Origin of the sequence: Lelliottia amnigena (genome assembly GCF_019047465.1) — a bacterium.
Taxonomy (GTDB): Bacteria; Pseudomonadota; Gammaproteobacteria; order Enterobacterales; family Enterobacteriaceae; genus Enterobacter; species Enterobacter amnigenus.
In genome coordinates this window covers 899050-916806 of record NZ_CP077236.1, presented here as the reverse complement: position 1 = coordinate 916806, position 17757 = coordinate 899050, and the positions used below count along the sequence as shown (strand labels likewise).

Below are 17757 nucleotides of genomic sequence, written 5' to 3'. Positions count from 1 at the left end.
CAGTGCAGAATGTTGATGTTGCCATTGTTGGCGGCGGAATGGTTGGGCTGGCTTTAGCCTGCGGTTTGCAGGGAAGCGGCCTGCGCGTTGCCGTTCTTGAAAGCACGCCACCGCAGCCCGTAGCCCCGGACGCACCGCCTGAACTTCGCGTATCGGCCATCAACGCCGCCAGCGAAAAGCTGCTGACGCGTCTTGGCGTCTGGTCAGATATCACGGCGTTTCGCGCAAGCTGTTATCACGGGATGGAAGTGTGGGACAAAGACAGCTTTGGTCACATTGCGTTTGATGACGAAAGCATGGGCTACAGCCATCTGGGTCACATCGTCGAAAATGCGGTCATTCATCATGCTCTATGGCAAAAAGCGCAGCACAGCGCAGATATTACGCTGTTAGCGCCTGCACAGGTGCAGCAAGTCGCCTGGGGTGAGAACGAAGCCTTCATTACGTTGCAGAGTGGCGAGATGCTAACGGCGCGTCTGGTTGTTGGCGCAGATGGTGCGAACTCCTGGCTGCGAAATAAAGCGGATATCCCACTGACGTTTTGGGATTACCGTCATCACGCGATGGTCGCGACGATTCGTACCGCTGAGCCGCACGGTGGCATAGCGCGTCAGATCTTCCATAATGACGGCATTCTGGCGTTTCTGCCGCTGAGCGATCCGCATCTGTGTTCAATTGTCTGGTCGTTGATCCCGGAGAAAGCCCAGCAGATGCAGGACGCGACGCTGGAAGAATTCAGCCAGGCGCTGTGCATGGCGTTTGATAACCGCCTGGGTCTGTGTGCGCTTGAAAGCGAGCGCCAGGTGTTCCCATTGACTGGCCGATATGCGCGCCAGTTTGCGGCGCACCGTCTGGCGCTGGTGGGTGATGCTGCGCATACCATCCATCCCTTAGCGGGACAGGGCGTTAACCTGGGCTTTATGGATGCCGCTGAGCTCATCGAAGAGCTGCGTCGTTTACATCGTGAAGGGAAGGACATTGGTCAGCACCTTTATCTGCGCCGCTACGAGCGCAGCCGCAAGCACAGTGCCGCGATGATGCTGGCGGGTATGCAGGGATTCCGCGAGCTATTTGCAGGCGATAACCCCGCCAAAAAACTGCTTCGCGATCTGGGTCTGAAAATGGCCGATACTCTTCCAGGTGTAAAACCCCAACTGCTTCGTCAGGCGATGGGGTTGAACGATCTGCCAGACTGGCTGCGCTAAGTTAGACCCCCATCACACTTTCATTTCCCGGCTTCTGAGCCGGGACATTTCTCTCATTTGAAATATTCTAATTTCACACCCTAATTCGCATTAGATTATCTAATCTCGCGTTTTTTTCATGATGGGAAATCGCCATCTTTTTCCGCATTAAATATCACTCTTATCTAAATAACTCGGCCATTACATTGCGTTTACTCGGCGTTAATTGCATTTATCCAGTGAATCGTTCTGTTGTCGTTTTGGTGTTTTTTAGTCATAAGCTAATGTGATGACCCGTTTTACCTTATGGTTAATCCCTGGTTTCGGTGGTAAGTTCAGGTAAAAGAGAACGTTTGCGTCGGCGTCCAGGCGTGATGCCAACGCCGGGTTTCGTGATGGATTTTTATGCGAAACACAAGATAGCCCTGCTTATTCAACGAGGACAAGATGGCTCAACAAACTCCTTTATACGAACAACACACGTTATGCGGTGCACGCATGGTGGATTTCCATGGCTGGATGATGCCGCTGCATTACGGCTCACAAATCGATGAGCATCATGCCGTGCGCACCGACGCCGGTATGTTTGATGTGTCGCACATGACCATTGTCGATCTGCGCGGGAGCCGCACCCGGGAGTTTTTGCGTTATCTGCTGGCAAACGACGTCGCTAAGCTCAAGACCCCAGGCAAGGCGCTCTATTCCGGCATGTTAAATGCCTCCGGCGGCGTCATAGACGACCTGATTGTTTATTACTTCACTGAAGATTTCTTCCGCCTCGTTGTTAACTCCGCCACCCGCGAAAAAGACCTCTCCTGGATTTCCCAACACGCTGAAAAGTACGCCGTCGAAATTACCGTTCGTGACGATCTGTCGCTGATCGCCGTTCAGGGTCCTAACGCGCAGGCGAAAGCCGCCACGTTATTCACGGATGAGCAGCGTCACGCGACTGAGGGCATGAAGCCATTCTTCGGCGTGCAGGCGGGCGATTTGTTTATCGCCACCACCGGTTACACCGGTGAAGCGGGTTACGAAATTGCGATGCCGAACGAGAAAGCTGCCGAATTCTGGCATGCGCTGGTGGAAGCCGGTGTCAAACCTGCTGGTCTTGGCGCGCGTGATACGCTGCGTCTGGAAGCTGGCATGAATTTGTACAGTCAGGAAATGGATGAAACCGTCTCTCCGCTGGCCGCCAACATGGGTTGGACCATCGCGTGGGAACCTGCCGATCGTGAATTTATTGGCCGCGAAGCGCTTGAGATGCAGCGCGAAAAAGGCACCGATCAGCTGGTCGGCCTGGTGATGACTGAAAAAGGCGTGCTGCGTAACGAGCTGCCTGTGCGATTTACCGATGAGCTCGGCAATCAGCGTGAAGGCATGATCACCAGCGGTACCTTCTCGCCGACGCTGGGCTACAGCATTGCGCTGGCGCGCGTTCCGGCTGGCATTGGCGAAACCGCCATTGTGCAGATCCGTAATCGTGAAATGCCGGTCAAAGTGACTAAACCGATTTTTGTTCGCGCCGGTAAGCCGGTCGCCTAATCATTTTTTATCAGGAGAATTCCAATGAGCAATGTGCCAGCAGAACTGAAATACAGTAAAGAACACGAATGGCTGCGCAAAGAGGCCGACGGCACGTACACCGTAGGGATCACCGAGCATGCGCAAGAGCTGCTGGGTGACATGGTGTTTGTCGACCTGCCGGACGTCGGCACGACCGTCAGTGCGGGCGACGACTGCGCGGTAGCGGAATCAGTTAAAGCCGCATCCGACATCTACGCACCCGTGAGCGGCGAAATCGTTGCGGTCAACGATGCGCTGAGCGACTCTCCGGAGCTGGTGAACAGTGACCCGTACACCGACGGCTGGATTTTCAAAATCCGCGCGGCTGACGAAGCAGAAGTGGAAGCGCTTCTGGATGCGACGGCGTATGCCGCTCTGCTAGAAAACGAGTAAATACGCGTCATCCTTCACGTTGCAGGTGCGTAGGCGTCCTCGCTCATCTCAGTCACTTACTCATGTAAGCTCCTGAGGATTCGCAGCGTCGCTGCCTTCCTGCAACGCGAATGATTAAGCGTATCAAGGCAAGACAATCACGATTTCTACATCGATTCACCGCACGTTTCAGGAACCATCGCTCATGACACAGACTTTAAGCCAGCTTGAAAACCGTGGCGCCTTCATTGAACGTCACATTGGGCCGGATGCTCAGCAACAGCAGGAGATGCTGAAGACAGTTGGCGCGGATTCGTTAAACGCACTGATCGGCCAGATCGTGCCGAAAGACATTCAGCTCGCCACGCCGCCGCAAGTGGGTGAGGCGACAACGGAATTTGCTGCGCTGGCGGAACTGAAGGCCATTGCCGGTCTCAACAAGCGCTTTAAGTCTTACATTGGCATGGGTTACACCCCAGTGCAGTTGCCGCCGGTTATTCTGCGTAACATGCTGGAAAACCCGGGCTGGTACACCGCCTATACGCCTTATCAGCCGGAAGTGTCTCAGGGCCGTCTGGAAGCGTTGCTGAACTTCCAGCAGGTCACGCTGGATCTGACCGGATTGGACATCGCCTCTGCTTCTTTGCTGGACGAAGCAACTGCCGCCGCCGAAGCGATGGCGATGGCAAAACGCGTGAGCAAGCTGAAAAACGCCAACCGCTTCTTCGTCGCGGCTGACGTGCATCCGCAAACGCTGGACGTTGTGCGTACGCGTGCCGAAACCTTTGGTTTTGACGTGATTGTCGATGATGCAGATAAAGTGCTGGATCATCAGGATGTCTTCGGCGTGCTGTTGCAGCAAGTCGGCACCACCGGTGAAGTACACGACTACAGTGCGCTGATTGCCGAGCTGAAATTCCGCAAAATTGTTGTCAGCGTGGCGGCCGATTTTATGACGCTGGTGCTGTTAACGGCACCGGGCAAACAGGGCGCGGATATTGTTTTCGGTTCCGCGCAGCGCTTTGGCGTGCCGATGGGCTACGGTGGCCCGCACGCGGCATTCTTCGCCGGAAAAGACGAATTCAAACGCTCTATGCCTGGCCGCATTATCGGTGTGTCGAAAGATGCCGCGGGCAATACCGCGCTGCGTATGGCGATGCAGACGCGTGAGCAACACATTCGTCGCGAAAAAGCGAACTCCAATATCTGTACCTCTCAGGTACTGCTGGCGAATATTGCCAGCCTGTACGCGGTGTTCCACGGTCCAGTGGGCCTGAAGCGCATCGCGACCCGCATTCATCGCTTTGCGGATATTCTGGCTACCGGTTTACAGCAAAAAGGCCTGAAGCTGCGCCATGCCCATTACTTTGACACGCTGTGTGTTGAAGTTGCGGATAAAGCCGGTGTGCTGGCGCGCGCAGAAGCCGCAGAGATCAACCTGCGCAGCGATATTCTCAACGCCGTCGGTATCACGCTGGATGAGACCACCACCCGCGAGGACGTGCAAAATCTGTTTAACGTCCTGCTGGGCGATGCACACGGACTTGACGTCGATGCCTTGGATAAAGAAGTGGCGCACGATAGCCGCTCTATTCAGGAAAGCATGCTGCGCGATGATGCGATTCTGACTCACCCGGTATTCAATCGCTATCACAGCGAAACCGAGATGATGCGGTATATGCACTCTCTGGAGCGCAAAGATCTGGCGCTGAATCAGGCGATGATCCCGCTGGGTTCCTGCACCATGAAGCTGAACGCCGCCGCAGAAATGATTCCGATTACCTGGCCTGAGTTCTCTGAGCTGCACCCGTTCTGCCCGGCAGAACAGGCGGAAGGGTATCATCAGATGATCAACCAGCTCTCCGACTGGCTGGTGAAGCTGACCGGTTATGACGCACTCTGCATGCAGCCAAACTCCGGCGCACAGGGCGAGTACGCCGGCCTGCTGGCGATTCGTCATTACCACGAAAGCCGCAACGAAGGTCATCGCGATATCTGCCTGATCCCAAGCTCCGCACACGGCACCAACCCGGCATCCGCGCAGATGGCGGGAATGGAAGTCGTTGTCGTCGCATGCGACAAAAACGGGAACATCGACCTGACCGATCTGCGTGCCAAAGCAGAACATGCGGGCGAAAAACTCTCCTGCATTATGGTCACGTATCCGTCCACGCACGGTGTGTACGAAGAAACCATCCGTGAAGTGTGCGAGATTGTGCATCAGTTCGGCGGCCAGGTGTATCTTGATGGCGCGAACATGAACGCGCAGGTGGGCATCACCTCTCCGGGCTTTATCGGCGCGGATGTTTCGCACCTGAATCTGCATAAGACCTTCTGTATCCCGCACGGCGGCGGCGGCCCGGGTATGGGACCGATTGGCGTAAAAGCGCACCTGGCACCGTTTGTTCCAGGCCACAGTGTGGTGCAGATTGAAGGTATGTTGACCCGTCAGGGCGCGGTATCCGCGGCACCGTTTGGCAGCGCATCCATTCTGCCAATCAGCTGGATGTACATCCGTATGATGGGCGCAGAAGGGCTGAAACAGGCAAGTCAGGTAGCGATCCTGAACGCCAACTACATTGCCACACGTCTGAAAGACGCCTATCCAGTGCTCTATACCGGTCGTGATGGCCGCGTGGCGCACGAATGTATTCTGGATATTCGTCCGCTGAAAGACGAAACCGGGATCAGCGAACTGGATATCGCCAAGCGCCTGATTGACTACGGATTCCACGCACCGACCATGTCGTTCCCGGTAGCGGGCACGCTGATGGTTGAGCCGACCGAGTCAGAAAGCAAAGTTGAACTGGATCGCTTTATCGAGGCGATGCTGGCGATTCGCAATGAAATCACCCGCGTGAAGCAGGGCGAATGGACGCTGGAAGATAACCCGCTGGTCAATGCGCCGCACACGCAAAACGAGCTGGTAGCGGAGTGGCATCACGGCTACACCCGCGAAGTGGCGGTCTTCCCGGCGGGCGTGGCAAACAAATACTGGCCAACGGTGAAACGTCTTGATGACGTTTATGGCGACCGCAATTTGTTCTGCTCCTGCGTGCCAATGAGCGAATATCAGTAATACTTAACGTGACTGCTTAAGCCGGGCGAGTGATGCCCGGCTTTTTTTATTTTGGAGGGACGTCTCTTGGCTATTGCTCTTGTAACCGGCGCAAGCCGCGGAATTGGTAAAGCGACCGCGCTGCAACTGGCGCGTGAAGGCTACACGGCGGCGGTGAATTATCACCACAACATCAAAGCCGCGACGGATGTGGTGAATCAAATTACCGACTCCGGCGGCAAGGCTTTTGCGTTACGCGCTGATATCAGCGACGAAACGCAGGTGATGGCGATGTTCGAAAGCCTGGACCGTGAAGGCGAACCGCTGGCCGCGCTGGTCAACAACGCCGGCATTTTGTTTGAGCAAAGCACGATTGAAAATCTGACCGCCGAGCGCATCAATCGCGTATTAACCACTAACGTGACGGGCTATTTCCTCTGCTGTCGTGAAGCGGTGAAACGCATGTCTCATCAACACGGCGGCAAAGGCGGGGCGATAGTGAATGTGTCGTCTGCGGCGTCGCGTCTTGGGGCTCCCGGTGAGTATGTCGATTATGCCGCCTCGAAAGGTGCGGTAGATTCGTTGACCATCGGATTATCGCTGGAGGTGGCGGCGCAGGGCATTCGCGTGAACTGCGTGCGTCCAGGGCTAATTTATACCGACATTCATGCTTCTGGCGGTGAGCCGGGGCGTGTAGATCGGGTGAAGTCTCTGTTGCCGATGCAGCGCGGCGGCCAGCCCGAAGAGGTGGCGCAGGCGATTGTCTGGCTGCTGAGCGAAAAGGCGTCTTACGTGACGGGAAGTTTTCTTGAATTAGCGGGCGGGAAATAATTCCTCTCGCGCAGGGGAGAGGAATACGCGGTGCAGTTTTCCCCCTCATCCTTTGCGGAGAGGGGGAGTCGGTGCGATCTTTTCGATCTCGCCCGCAGGGGAAAGGGCTGGGGTGGCTAGAGCGTTTCGCCGTTGCTGGCGATCACCGCTTTGTACCACTCGAAACTTTTCTTACGGGAACGCGACATGTCGCCAGTCCCGTCGTCGTGTTTGTTCACGTAGATAAAGCCGTAGCGTTTACTGTACTGACCGGTGGTGAATGACACGCAGTCGATGCAGCCCCATGGCGTATAGCCCATCAGATCTACACCGTCGTAGGTAACCGCTTTGATCATCTCTTCGACGTGAGCGCGCAGGTAGTCGATGCGGTAGTCATCGTTGATGCTGCCATCTTCTTCCACTTTATCGTAGGCACCAAAACCGTTTTCCACGATAAACAGTGGTTTCTGATAGCGCTCGTAAAGCTCGCACAGCGCATAGCGCAGACCCACAGGGTCAATCTGCCAGCCCCAGTCTGAAGCTTTCACATGTGGGTTTGGCACGCTGCCTTCAAAGCCAGAAATCGCGTCACCTGTCCCGCCTTCCGCTTTGACCGCATTGGTCATGTAATAGCTGAAACCTAAGTAAGCGCAGGTGCCTTCACGCAGGATTTGCTCGTCGCCAGCGTCCATTTTGATTGAGAAACCGCGGCGTTCCCATTCGTTCAGCACGTATGACGGGTAGTAACCGCGCAGCTGGACGTCGGTAAAGACATAGCGTTCACGCATTGATTCCTGAGCAAACATCACGTCTTCGGGTTTGCAGGAGAACGGATAGAGCGCCACCATCGCCAGCATGCAGCCCACCTGCATCTCTGGATTAATACGACGCGCGGCTTTTACCGCCAGTGCGCTGGCCACAAACTGATGGTGCAGCACCTGGTACATGGTCTCTTCCGGGTTTTCATGCTCGGTGTACACCACGCCAGAGCAGCAATAACCGAACAGCGGCGCACGCCAGTTACGCTGATTATTGATTTCGTTAAAGGTCATCCAGTATTTGACCTTCGTTTTGTAGCGCTCGAAGACCACTTCGGCAAAACGCACGAAGAAATCCACCACTTTACGGTTGGTCCATCCACCGTACTCCTGCACCAGATGCAGCGGCATTTCGAAGTGGGAGAGGGTGATGACCGGTTCGATGTTGTACTTCAACAGTTCATCGAACATGTCGTCGTAAAACTTCAGGCCTTCTTCATTGGGCTGGGTTTCGTCGCCTTTCGGAAAGATACGCGTCCAGGCGATAGAGGTTCGGAAGCATTTGAAGCCCATCTCAGCAAACAGCTTGATGTCTTCTTTGTAATGACCGTGAAAATCGATGGCTTCGTGGTTCGGGTAATATTTCCCGTCGATCACTTCCTGCGTGATTTCGCGAGGAACGCCGTGCGCGCCGCCGGTCAGCACGTCACAAATGCTCGGCCCTTTGCCGCCTTTGTTCCAGCCGCCTTCGACCTGGTGAGCAGCGACCGCGCCGCCCCATAAAAAGTCTTTTGGTAAGGTGAGTTTTTTCATATTGGCTAGTCTCGAATTATTGCTGTTGTGTTCGAGTCTAGCAAAGCGGAATTAAATGTCACGATATAACAAATGGCGGTTTATGTGATTTGTTACATCAAAAAAACAGCCTGTTTTATTCCGCCAGTTTCTTCGCCAGTTTCCGACCTAACGATTCAAGAATATAAATAACCGGGATTTGAGTGGTTATATCGTAGACGCCGCCAATGCGGGTTTGAGGTACATGCCATGAGAGATTAAAGTCGGCAAGTTTTGCCAGTCGAGAGTGTTCATGGCTGGTGATGGAGAGCACTTTACAGTTGTGCAGGCTGAACTGGCTGGCGAAGCGCAGGATCTCTTCGGTTTCACCGGAAACAGAAAGCACAATCGCCAGCGCATTTTTTGCCATGTCGTTGGTGACCGGAAAATAAGGATCGTCGATATGATTGCTGAATTTTCCAATATTTGAAAAGAACCGCGCGCCATATTTTGCCAGCGAACCAGAGGTGCCAGCGCCAACAAAAATAATACGCTCTGACGATAATATAATATCGACAGCGTGCGCTAATAACGAATCGAATTCTTCGTTATTAACACTGCGGAAGAAACTGATAATTTCACTGGCACCGAAATTAGCCTGCTGCGGTTCATTATTCTCTAAATACAATTTAAACCGCACACGGAATTCAGAATAGCCTTCGCAGTTGAGCTTGCGGCAAAAGCGCAGCACGGTGGTGGTGGAGACTCCCGCCGCGTCCGCCAGTTCGCGGATGGTCATGTACGTGACCTTGTCGCGGTTTTTGATAGCATAGTTGTAAACCATCATCTCAAGATTGTTGAGACTGGCAATAGCAGAATGGGAGAACATGCTCACGCTGGCTAAACTCACTTATCAGACTTTATCTTCAGGGAATAATACCATGCAGCCAAACGACATTACTTTTTTTCAGCGCTTTCAGGAAGACATTCTGGCCGGGCGTAAAACCATCACTATCCGCGACGAATCAGAATCACATTTTAAAGCAGGCGATATTCTGCGCGTTGGGCGCTATGAGGATGAGGGGTACTTTTGCACCGTTGAAGTCATCCGCACGTCGACGGTGACGCTGGATGCGTTAACCGAAAAACATGCGCAGCAGGAAAACATGTCACTGGAAGCACTCAAAGCGGTTATCGCCGAGATTTACCCTAACCAGTCCCAGTTTTATGTGATTGAATTTAAATGCCTTTAATAAAAGTGAACGAGTGTTAGGTGAATTTTAACCTCAATGTAATGATTTTAATGGATTATTCTGGAATAGGTATTTATTTTAGCTAACATGTGTTCACTGGAATCGTTCTCAGTTAGCATAGTTTGGTGATACATTTTTATCTTCTGTTTTCCTGGAGTTTCCTATAGTGAGCAAACCAATCGTTGCACAGGGATATTCACTGGCTGAGGAAATAGCCAACAGCATTAGTCACGGGATTGGCCTCGTTTTTGGTATTGTCGGTTTGGTACTTCTGCTGGTGCAGGCGTTTGATGCGAACGCCAATGCGCTGGCTATTACCAGCTATAGCCTGTATGGCGGGAGTATGATTCTCCTCTTTCTCGCCTCAACGCTTTACCACGCCATTCCGCATCAGCGTGCCAAAATTTGGCTTAAGAAATTTGATCACTGCGCTATCTATCTCCTGATTGCCGGAACCTATACGCCATTTTTGCTGGTGGGATTGAACTCGCCCTTATCACGCGGCCTGATGATCGTCATTTGGGGACTGGCACTGCTCGGTATCTTGTTTAAGCTCACGATTGCGCACCGGTTTAAAGTGCTGTCGCTGGTGACATATTTGACGATGGGTTGGCTGTCGCTGATCGTGGTATATCAACTGGCGACAAAGCTGGACGCGGGTGGGGTGACGCTGCTTGCGGCGGGGGGGATCATCTATTCACTCGGGGTGATTTTTTACGTCTGTAAACGTATTCCGTACAACCACGCTATCTGGCATGGCTTCGTGCTGGGCGGCAGCGTGTGCCATTTCCTGGCGATATATTTATACGTGGCGCAGGCTTAACGTTTTGAACGCCCGGCAATGAATCCACTGCCGGGCAAAGTATTACTCTTCTAATGAATACGGCAGCGGCTGGATGCTTAATGTATTGGCATCGTCACGCACGCGGAACACGCTGTCAGCTTCCATGTCATTGTTCATCACCACCTGCACCAGAACTCGGCCATCGTCCAGCTGAACAGCAGCCAACACAGTACCTGTGCGACGCCAGTTTTCACCCATTTTCAGCTCGAGATCTTCACCGGCTTCTGGAACGCGACTGGCGTTTCCTGCCAGATACCACAGCGCGCGTTTATTGGCCCCGCGGAATTTTGCCCGGGCCACCATCTCCTGACCGGTGTAACAGCCTTTTTTAAAGCTGATGCCGCCGAGTGCCTGAATATTGGTAGCCTGCGGAATAAACTGTGCGCTGTTTGCCGCGTCAATGATCGGCAGACCCGCTTCAATATTCAGCGCTAACCACTGCAGGCTGTTGTTGAATTGTGCTTCGCCACGCAGCGCTTCGGTCACGCGCTCCGCAGTCGCGACATCCGTGACCAGCAGGAAGCGTTCCTCTGGGTATTCAAACCACAGAAGGGAAGTCGCGCCATCATTAATCAATGGTTTATCAGCATCAGGCAGCTCGCTGAAAAGAGTTTTCAGCGCCGCGCGGGCCTGAAAACCGGCGACGCCAAGCAGCACATTTTCGTCGTCTGCAACGATTGTCACTTTAGAGAAAACCGCATACTTTTTCAGTTCAGTCAGTTGCGCATCTCGCAGGCTACGGCGTTCGATAATGGCAAAACCATCCTGACGACGGAACAGACGCAGATTGCTCCACATCTTTCCTTTAGGATCGCAATGCGCCACCAGCAGATGCTGATGCTCGCCTAACTGGGCGACGTCGGCAGTGACCTGACCCTGAAGATATTTTTCGCTATCAGCGCCAGAGATTGTTGCCAAAGCCCAGTCATCAAGAGAGATAAGCGTCAGCGGCAGACGCGCGGAGGCGACAGGCTGGCGAGGAGGAAATGGTGTAAAAGCCATAGTGATATCCTGAATTGCTTAACGCTTTGTTAATGCCTAATGGTAAAAGAGACAGCAGTCATTGCAAGCCCTTTCAGCAGCCCAATTGTGCCTTATTAACGTTCTGCGTAGCGTCACGCAAAACAGAGTAATCCGCTCTCTTTATAGGGGATTTTTCTGGAAGCGTGCTTCCAGTCAGTGATTTTCCTGTAATGAAACGGCAAAAAACACGTTACACTAGAAATCGTCCCTCTTAGAGGTAGAAGAAACGTTTAGCAGGAAATCAACATGGACATTAGCAATAAGGCTCGTATTCACTGGGCGTGCCGCCGCGGCATGCGCGAACTTGATATTTCCGTCATGCCATTCTTCGAATATGAATACGACAGCTTAAGCGATGACGATAAGCGTCTGTTTATTCGCCTTCTTGAAAGTGACGATCCTGATTTATTCAACTGGCTGATGAATCACGGCAAGCCCGCCGACACCGAGTTGCAACGGATGGTGCAATTAATTCAAACACGGAATCGGGAACGTGGTCCTGTGGCAATCTGATCTGCGCGTATCCTGGCGCTCACAGTGGATGTCTTTGTTGCTCCACGGAATGGTTGCGGCCTTTGTTTTGCTGATGCCGTGGCCACTCAGCTACACCCCGTTATGGATGCTGTTACTCTCGCTTGTGGTGTTCGACAGCGTGCGCAGCCAGCGACGTATCAATTCCTGTCAGGGCGAAATCAAGCTGCTGATGGACTCTCGTCTGCGCTGGCAAGGTAAAGAGTGGGAAATCGTCGGTACGCCCTGGATGCTGAGTTTTGGCATGATGTTTCGCTTGCGTAACGTGCAAGGCGGACGAAACCAGCATTTATGGCTTTCGGCGGACAGTATGGATGCTGACGAGTGGCGAGATTTGCGTCGGATGGTTTTGCAGCAACCGACGCCCGGTCGATAGCGGATTAGCTAAATTTTTCCGCCATTTCACCCAGAATTTGTTCACACCAGCTTTGCAGGCGCTCGTCACTGAGGTCGTACTGGTTGGTTTCGTCCAGCGCCAGGCCCACAAACAGCTGGCCATCAGCAATCACCGGTTTTGGGCTGGTGAACTCGTAACCCTCTGTTGGCCAGTAGCCGATAAAATGGACGCCTTTTGGGGCAAGCTTATCGTGCAGCATGCCGAGCGCATCAAGGAACCACTCGCCATAACCTAGCTGATCGCCCATACCGTAAAGCGCAACGATTTTGCCTTCCAGGTTGAGTGAATCGAGCTGCTCCCAAATGGCTTCCCAGTCCTCCTGTATCTCACCAAAATCCCAGGTCGGAATGCCCAAAATCAGAACATCGTACTGTTCCATTTCGGTGGGGGCATCGTCTTTAAGATTGTGGAGCGTCACCAGTTCAGGGCCGATAATGTCGCGAATTTTCTCCGCGGCCATCTCGGTATAGCAGGTGCTGGAACCATAAAACAGACCAATATTCATCGCGTAAACTTCTCAATACTTGCTATGACTTTGCGCGTAGTGTACCAGAAAGCTGTACCATTACGTCATAATGGCCGAGGGCAGAATCACAGGAGCAGACGTGGAAAAGGATCTCGCACTCATCGAACAATTTCTCGATGCGCTGTGGCTTGAGAAGAACCTGGCGGAGAACACGCTGAGCGCCTATCGTCGCGATTTAACGATGCTGGCGGAATGGCTCGCGCACCGTGGCTTGTCGCTCGAACAGGCACAGCGAGACGATCTCCAGTCTCTACTGGCCGAACGTATGGACGGCGGCTACAAAGCCACCAGTTCCGCGCGCCTGCTGAGTGCAATGAGACGACTGTTTCAGCATCTGTATCGCGAGAAGCTTCGCGCTGACGATCCGAGTGCGCTACTGGCATCCCCCAAGCTGCCGCAGCGTTTACCTAAAGATCTCAGCGAAGCACAAGTTGACAGATTATTACAGTCACCGACGGTTGACGTGCCGCTGGAGTTACGCGATAAAGCCATGCTTGAAGTGCTGTATGCCACGGGTTTGCGCGTCTCGGAACTGGTGGGTTTGACGATGAGCGATATTAGCCTGCGTCAGGGCGTGGTCCGCGTGATAGGTAAAGGAAACAAAGAACGTCTGGTCCCGCTTGGCGAAGAGGCGGTGTACTGGGTGGAGAACTATCTCGAGCATGGTCGACCATGGCTTCTGAACGGTGTTTCTATTGATGTTCTGTTTCCCAGCCAGCGTGCGCAACAAATGACGCGACAAACCTTCTGGCATCGCATAAAACATTACGCCACACTGGCGGGTATCGACAGTGAAAAACTTTCGCCGCACGTTCTGCGCCATGCCTTCGCAACGCACTTGCTCAACCATGGCGCTGATTTGCGCGTCGTACAGATGTTGCTGGGACACAGCGACCTGTCAACCACGCAAATCTATACCCACGTTGCAACAGAACGGTTGCGGCAGCTACACCAACAGCACCACCCGCGAGCGTGAGTGCCGAAACATAGTCATAGGACCGAAAATGAAAAAATCTTTAGCGCTGTTCTCTCTGCTGGCTGCATCCTGGGCGGGCTTTGCTCATGCTGACGATGCGGCAATTAAACAGTCACTGGCCAAACTCGGCGTGACCAGTAGTGATATCCAGCCTGCACCCGTAGCCGGCATGAAAACGGTACTGACAAACAGCGGTGTGCTCTACGTTACCGAAGACGGCAAGCATTTCGTTCAAGGTCCAATGTATGACGTCAGCGGCGCGCAGCCGGTTAACATCACTAATCAGTTACTGATGAAAAACCTGAATGCGCTCGAAAAAGAGATGATTGTCTACAAAGCCGCGCAGGAAAAACACGTTATTACCGTTTTCACTGATATCACCTGCGGCTATTGTCACAAGCTGCATGAAGAGATGAAAGACTACAACGCGCTGGGGATCACCGTGCGTTACCTGGCTTTCCCGCGTGCGGGTATTCAGAGCCAGCCAGAGCAGGACATGAAAGCCATCTGGTGTGCCAAAGATCCGAAACAAGCGTTTGATGATGCGATGAACGGCAAAGGCGTCAAACCGGCGTCCTGCGACATCGACATTGCGAACCATTACGCGCTGGGTGTGCAGTTTGGCGTGACCGGAACGCCTGCCATCGTGCTGAGCAACGGATACGTCGTGCCGGGTTATCAGGGGCCGAAAGAGATGAAAGAGTTTCTCGACGCACACCAGAAACAGACTGGCGGTAAATAATTCGCGTGAAAGCAAAGACTCAACTGCGCCGCCGTGAGGTGGATGAGAACGTTAATTTACCTGCCGATCTTTCGCCGCTTCTGCGCCGACTTTATGCAGGACGTGGCGTGCGCAATGCCGATGAACTTGAGCGTAGCGTCAAAGGCATGTTGCCCTGGCAACAGCTCAGCGGTGTAGAAACAGCGACTGAACTGCTCTACAACGCGCTGCGTGAAGGGACGCGCATTGTCGTCGTCGGTGATTTTGACGCCGATGGCGCAACCAGCACCGCGCTAACGGTGCTCAGCCTGCGTGCGCTCGGCTGCGATAATGTCACCTATCTGGTGCCTAATCGCTTTGAAGATGGCTACGGCCTGAGTCCGGAAGTGGTTGATCAGGCTCAAGCGCGTGGCGCGCAGATGATCTTAACCGTCGATAATGGGATCTCGTCACACGCCGGGGTCGATCGGGCGCATCAGCTTGGGATCCCGGTTATCGTTACCGATCACCATTTGCCGGGTGACACCTTACCGGCTGCCGAAGCGATTATTAACCCCAATCTGCGCGACTGCGACTTCCCGTCGAAATCGCTCGCGGGCGTGGGAGTAGCGTTCTATCTGATGTTGGCGCTGCGCACGTTGCTGCGTGATAAAGGCTGGTTTGAGACGCGTGGTATCGCGGTGCCTAATCTGGCGGAATATCTCGATCTGGTCGCGCTGGGGACGGTTGCGGACGTTGTCCCGCTGGACACCAATAACCGTATTCTGACCTGGCAGGGTTTGAGCCGGATTCGCGCGGGGAAATGCCGACCAGGCATCAAAGCGCTGCTGGAGATTTCCAACCGCGATGCGCAAAAGCTGGCGGCAAGCGACTTAGGTTTTGCTTTGGGCCCACGTCTGAACGCGGCAGGGCGACTGGATGACATGTCTGTTGGCGTGGCGCTGCTGCTGTGCGACAACATCGGTGAAGCGCGCGTGCTGGCGAATGAACTGGATGCGCTGAATGAGACGCGCAAAGAGATTGAGCAGGGGATGCAAGCAGAGGCGCTGACGCTGTGTGAAAAACTTGAGCGCAGTAGCGAAACGCTGCCCGGCGGGCTGGCGATGTATCACCCGGAATGGCATCAGGGCGTCGTGGGTATTTTGGCCTCGCGCATCAAAGAGCGTTTTCATCGTCCGGTGATCGCGTTTGCACCGGCGGGTGACGGCACGCTAAAAGGGTCGGGTCGTTCTATTCAGGGGCTGCATATGCGCGATGCGCTAGAGCGTCTGGATACGCTGCATCCTGGGCTGATGATTAAATTCGGCGGTCACGCCATGGCGGCGGGTTTATCGCTGGAAGAGACGAAGTTTGATGAGTTTCAACGGCTCTTTAGCGAACTGGTGACCGACTGGCTGGATCCCGCCTTGCTGCAAGGTGAAGTGGTTTCCGATGGTGCGCTGACGCCTGCTGAGATGACCATGGAGATCGCGCAACTGCTGCGCGAATCAGGACCCTGGGGACAAATGTTCCCGGAACCGCTGTTTGACGGCCGTTTTCGTCTACTGCAACAGCGTTTGGTGGGCGATCGTCATCTGAAAGTGATGGTTGAACCGCTTGGCGGCGGCCCGCTGCTGGATGGGATTGCTTTCAACGTCGACACCTCAGTTTGGCCTGATAACGGCGTGCGTGAAGTCGAACTGGCCTACAAACTGGATATCAATGAGTTTCGCGGAAATCGCAGTTTGCAAATCATCATCGATCATATCTGGCCGATGTAAGCTGACCAATTTAGCGTCACTATTCTCTATAAAAAAGAGCGTGGATTGGGTACAATCCCGCTCTTATCACCGCATTTTGACTAGTCCAATAAAGAAAACAGACCATGTTTGAAATTAATCCGGTAAAAAACCGCATTCAAGACCTTACGGAGCGCTCCGCCGTTCTTAGGGGGTATCTTTGACTATGATGCGAAGAAAGAACGCCTTGAAGAAGTAAACGCCGAGCTGGAACAGCCGGACGTCTGGAACGAACCTGAACGCGCACAGGCGCTGGGTAAAGAGCGTTCCTCCCTCGAAGCCATCGTTGAAACGCTGGATCAAATGACGCAGGGACTGGAAGACGTTTCTGGTCTGCTGGAATTAGCGGTCGAAGCCGACGACGAAGAAACATTCAACGAAACGATCGCTGAGCTCGACGTATTAGAAGAGAAACTGGCGCAGCTTGAATTCCGCCGCATGTTCTCTGGCGAATACGACAGCGCCGATTGCTATCTCGATATCCAGGCCGGTTCTGGCGGGACCGAAGCGCAAGACTGGGCGAGCATGCTGGCGCGTATGTATTTGCGCTGGGCAGAAGCGCGCGGCTTCAAAACCGAGATTATCGAAGAGTCTGAAGGTGAAGTGGCGGGTCTTAAATCCATCACCATCAAGATCATTGGCGATTACGCTTACGGCTGGTTGCGTACCGAAACGGGCGTTCATCGCCTGGTGCGTAAAAGCCCGTTCGACTCCGGCGGTCGCCGTCATACCTCTTTCAGCTCTGCGTTTGTCTATCCAGAAGTGAAAGACGATATCGATATCGAAATCAACCCAGCCGACTTGCGCATTGACGTTTATCGCGCATCTGGCGCGGGCGGTCAGCACGTTAACCGAACGGAATCCGCGGTGCGTATTACCCACCTTCCGACCAACACGGTAACGCAATGCCAGAACGACCGTTCGCAGCATAAGAACAAAGACCAGGCCATGAAGCAGATGAAAGCGAAGCTTTATGAGCTGGAGATGCAGAAGAAAAATGCCGAGAAACAGGTGATGGAAGATAACAAATCTGACATCGGCTGGGGCAGCCAGATTCGTTCTTATGTCCTTGATGACTCCCGCATTAAAGACTTGCGTACCGGGGTTGAAACCCGTAACACGCAGGCGGTGCTGGACGGCAGCTTGGATCAATTTATCGAAGCAAGTTTGAAAGCAGGGTTATGAGGAACCA

Annotated in this window: 17 protein-coding genes; 13 read left to right on the top strand and 4 right to left on the bottom strand. The window is 53.6% G+C overall.

Translation table 11 applies throughout. From position 1 onward, the window contains the following. Nucleotides 1-2: 2 nt before the first annotated feature. The 5 genes from ubiI to I6L74_RS04235 all read left to right on the top strand — a co-directional run bounded on the left by ubiI (nt 3) and on the right by I6L74_RS04235 (nt 7008). Nucleotides 3-1205: an FAD-dependent 2-octaprenylphenol hydroxylase gene (gene ubiI / locus I6L74_RS04255; RefSeq protein WP_059177594.1), complete on the top strand. Its 1203-nt coding sequence runs from the start codon at nt 3-5 to the stop codon at nt 1203-1205. 426 nt (nt 1206-1631) lie between these two features. Further along, nucleotides 1632-2726 (top strand): glycine cleavage system aminomethyltransferase GcvT, encoded by a 1095-nt coding sequence (gene gcvT, locus I6L74_RS04250; protein WP_059177595.1) that lies wholly within the window; start codon nt 1632-1634, stop codon nt 2724-2726. A gap of 24 nt (nt 2727-2750) precedes the next feature. Then, nucleotides 2751-3140 carry a glycine cleavage system protein GcvH gene (gene gcvH, locus I6L74_RS04245; protein WP_015960314.1) on the top strand — a complete coding sequence of 130 codons (390 nt, stop codon included), beginning with the start codon at nt 2751-2753 and terminating at the stop codon, nt 3138-3140. Between the two features lie 184 nt (nt 3141-3324). Further along, complete coding sequence (gcvP, locus tag I6L74_RS04240; protein ID WP_059177596.1) at nt 3325-6198, top strand: aminomethyl-transferring glycine dehydrogenase; 2874 nt, start codon at nt 3325-3327, stop codon at nt 6196-6198. A 66-nt stretch (nt 6199-6264) separates the two neighbouring features. Continuing rightward, complete coding sequence (locus tag I6L74_RS04235; RefSeq protein WP_059177597.1) at nt 6265-7008, top strand: SDR family oxidoreductase; 744 nt, start codon at nt 6265-6267, stop codon at nt 7006-7008. A 116-nt stretch (nt 7009-7124) separates the two neighbouring features. Here the strand turns inward: I6L74_RS04235 and bglA are convergent, their stop codons facing one another. After that, nucleotides 7125-8558: a 6-phospho-beta-glucosidase BglA gene (gene bglA / locus I6L74_RS04230; RefSeq protein WP_059177598.1), complete on the bottom strand. Its 1434-nt coding sequence runs from the start codon at nt 8556-8558 to the stop codon at nt 7125-7127. Nucleotides 8559-8673: 115 nt separating this feature from the next. Continuing rightward, on the bottom strand, nt 8674-9405 hold the full coding sequence (locus tag I6L74_RS04225; protein WP_059177599.1) for a MurR/RpiR family transcriptional regulator: 732 nt from the start codon (nt 9403-9405) through the stop codon (nt 8674-8676). 52 nt (nt 9406-9457) lie between these two features. Between I6L74_RS04225 and yqfB the strand changes: the two genes are divergently transcribed. Continuing rightward, the gene (yqfB, locus tag I6L74_RS04220) at nt 9458-9769 is read left to right on the top strand and encodes a N(4)-acetylcytidine aminohydrolase (RefSeq protein ID WP_059178027.1); all 312 of its coding nucleotides are present in this window, start codon (nt 9458-9460) and stop codon (nt 9767-9769) included. 163 nt (nt 9770-9932) lie between these two features. Next, complete coding sequence (gene trhA / locus I6L74_RS04215) at nt 9933-10592, top strand: PAQR family membrane homeostasis protein TrhA (protein ID WP_059177600.1); 660 nt, start codon at nt 9933-9935, stop codon at nt 10590-10592. Between the two features lie 42 nt (nt 10593-10634). Here trhA and ygfZ read toward each other — a convergent pair whose 3' ends face one another. Next, entirely contained in the window at nt 10635-11615 is a 981-nt protein-coding gene (ygfZ, locus tag I6L74_RS04210; RefSeq protein WP_059177601.1) for a tRNA-modifying protein YgfZ, read from the bottom strand. Between the two features lie 267 nt (nt 11616-11882). Between ygfZ and sdhE the strand changes: the two genes are divergently transcribed. Both sdhE and I6L74_RS04200 read left to right on the top strand, forming a co-directional pair. Further along, nucleotides 11883-12149, top strand: coding sequence for an FAD assembly factor SdhE (gene sdhE / locus I6L74_RS04205; RefSeq protein WP_015960306.1), 267 nt, complete (start codon nt 11883-11885; stop codon nt 12147-12149). Further along, complete coding sequence (locus I6L74_RS04200) at nt 12130-12543, top strand: protein YgfX (protein ID WP_059177602.1); 414 nt, start codon at nt 12130-12132, stop codon at nt 12541-12543. Before sdhE ends, I6L74_RS04200 begins: the two co-directional genes overlap by 20 nt. Before the next feature lie 4 nt (nt 12544-12547). Here I6L74_RS04200 and fldB read toward each other — a convergent pair whose 3' ends face one another. Further along, complete coding sequence (fldB, locus tag I6L74_RS04195) at nt 12548-13069, bottom strand: flavodoxin FldB (RefSeq protein ID WP_059177603.1); 522 nt, start codon at nt 13067-13069, stop codon at nt 12548-12550. Between the two features lie 100 nt (nt 13070-13169). Here fldB and xerD point away from each other — a divergent pair, with 100 nt between their 5' ends. The 4 genes from xerD (at nt 13170) to prfB (ending at nt 17750) form a co-directional block, all read left to right on the top strand. Further along, nucleotides 13170-14066 (top strand): site-specific tyrosine recombinase XerD, encoded by an 897-nt coding sequence (gene xerD, locus I6L74_RS04190; protein WP_059177604.1) that lies wholly within the window; start codon nt 13170-13172, stop codon nt 14064-14066. Between the two features lie 28 nt (nt 14067-14094). Further along, nucleotides 14095-14808 carry a bifunctional protein-disulfide isomerase/oxidoreductase DsbC gene (gene dsbC, locus I6L74_RS04185; RefSeq protein WP_059177605.1) on the top strand — a complete coding sequence of 238 codons (714 nt, stop codon included), beginning with the start codon at nt 14095-14097 and terminating at the stop codon, nt 14806-14808. Between the two features lie 5 nt (nt 14809-14813). Then, on the top strand, nt 14814-16547 hold the full coding sequence (recJ, locus tag I6L74_RS04180) for a single-stranded-DNA-specific exonuclease RecJ (protein WP_059177606.1): 1734 nt from the start codon (nt 14814-14816) through the stop codon (nt 16545-16547). 104 nt (nt 16548-16651) lie between these two features. Then, a protein-coding gene (prfB, locus tag I6L74_RS04175; RefSeq protein ID WP_096759544.1) for a peptide chain release factor 2 occupies nt 16652-17750 on the top strand; the annotation gives its coding sequence in 2 pieces (ribosomal slippage) (nt 16652-16726 and nt 16728-17750; 1098 coding nt in all). Nucleotides 17751-17757: the final 7 nt, after the last annotated feature.

Bases quoted from the DNA above. Each gene is read 5' to 3' on its own strand.
- gcvH (WP_015960314.1), top strand. From the start codon at position 2,751: ATGAGCAATGTGCCAGCAGAACTGAAATACAGTAAAGAACACGAATGG.
- I6L74_RS04225 (WP_059177599.1), bottom strand. From the start codon at position 9,405: ATGTTCTCCCATTCTGCTATTGCCAGTCTCAACAATCTTGAGATGATG.
- gcvP (WP_059177596.1), top strand. From the start codon at position 3,325: ATGACACAGACTTTAAGCCAGCTTGAAAACCGTGGCGCCTTCATTGAA.
- fldB (WP_059177603.1), bottom strand. From the start codon at position 13,069: ATGAATATTGGTCTGTTTTATGGTTCCAGCACCTGCTATACCGAGATG.
- yqfB (WP_059178027.1), top strand. From the start codon at position 9,458: ATGCAGCCAAACGACATTACTTTTTTTCAGCGCTTTCAGGAAGACATT.
- bglA (WP_059177598.1), bottom strand. From the start codon at position 8,558: ATGAAAAAACTCACCTTACCAAAAGACTTTTTATGGGGCGGCGCGGTC.
- sdhE (WP_015960306.1), top strand. From the start codon at position 11,883: ATGGACATTAGCAATAAGGCTCGTATTCACTGGGCGTGCCGCCGCGGC.
- ygfZ (WP_059177601.1), bottom strand. From the start codon at position 11,615: ATGGCTTTTACACCATTTCCTCCTCGCCAGCCTGTCGCCTCCGCGCGT.
- gcvT (WP_059177595.1), top strand. From the start codon at position 1,632: ATGGCTCAACAAACTCCTTTATACGAACAACACACGTTATGCGGTGCA.
- dsbC (WP_059177605.1), top strand. From the start codon at position 14,095: ATGAAAAAATCTTTAGCGCTGTTCTCTCTGCTGGCTGCATCCTGGGCG.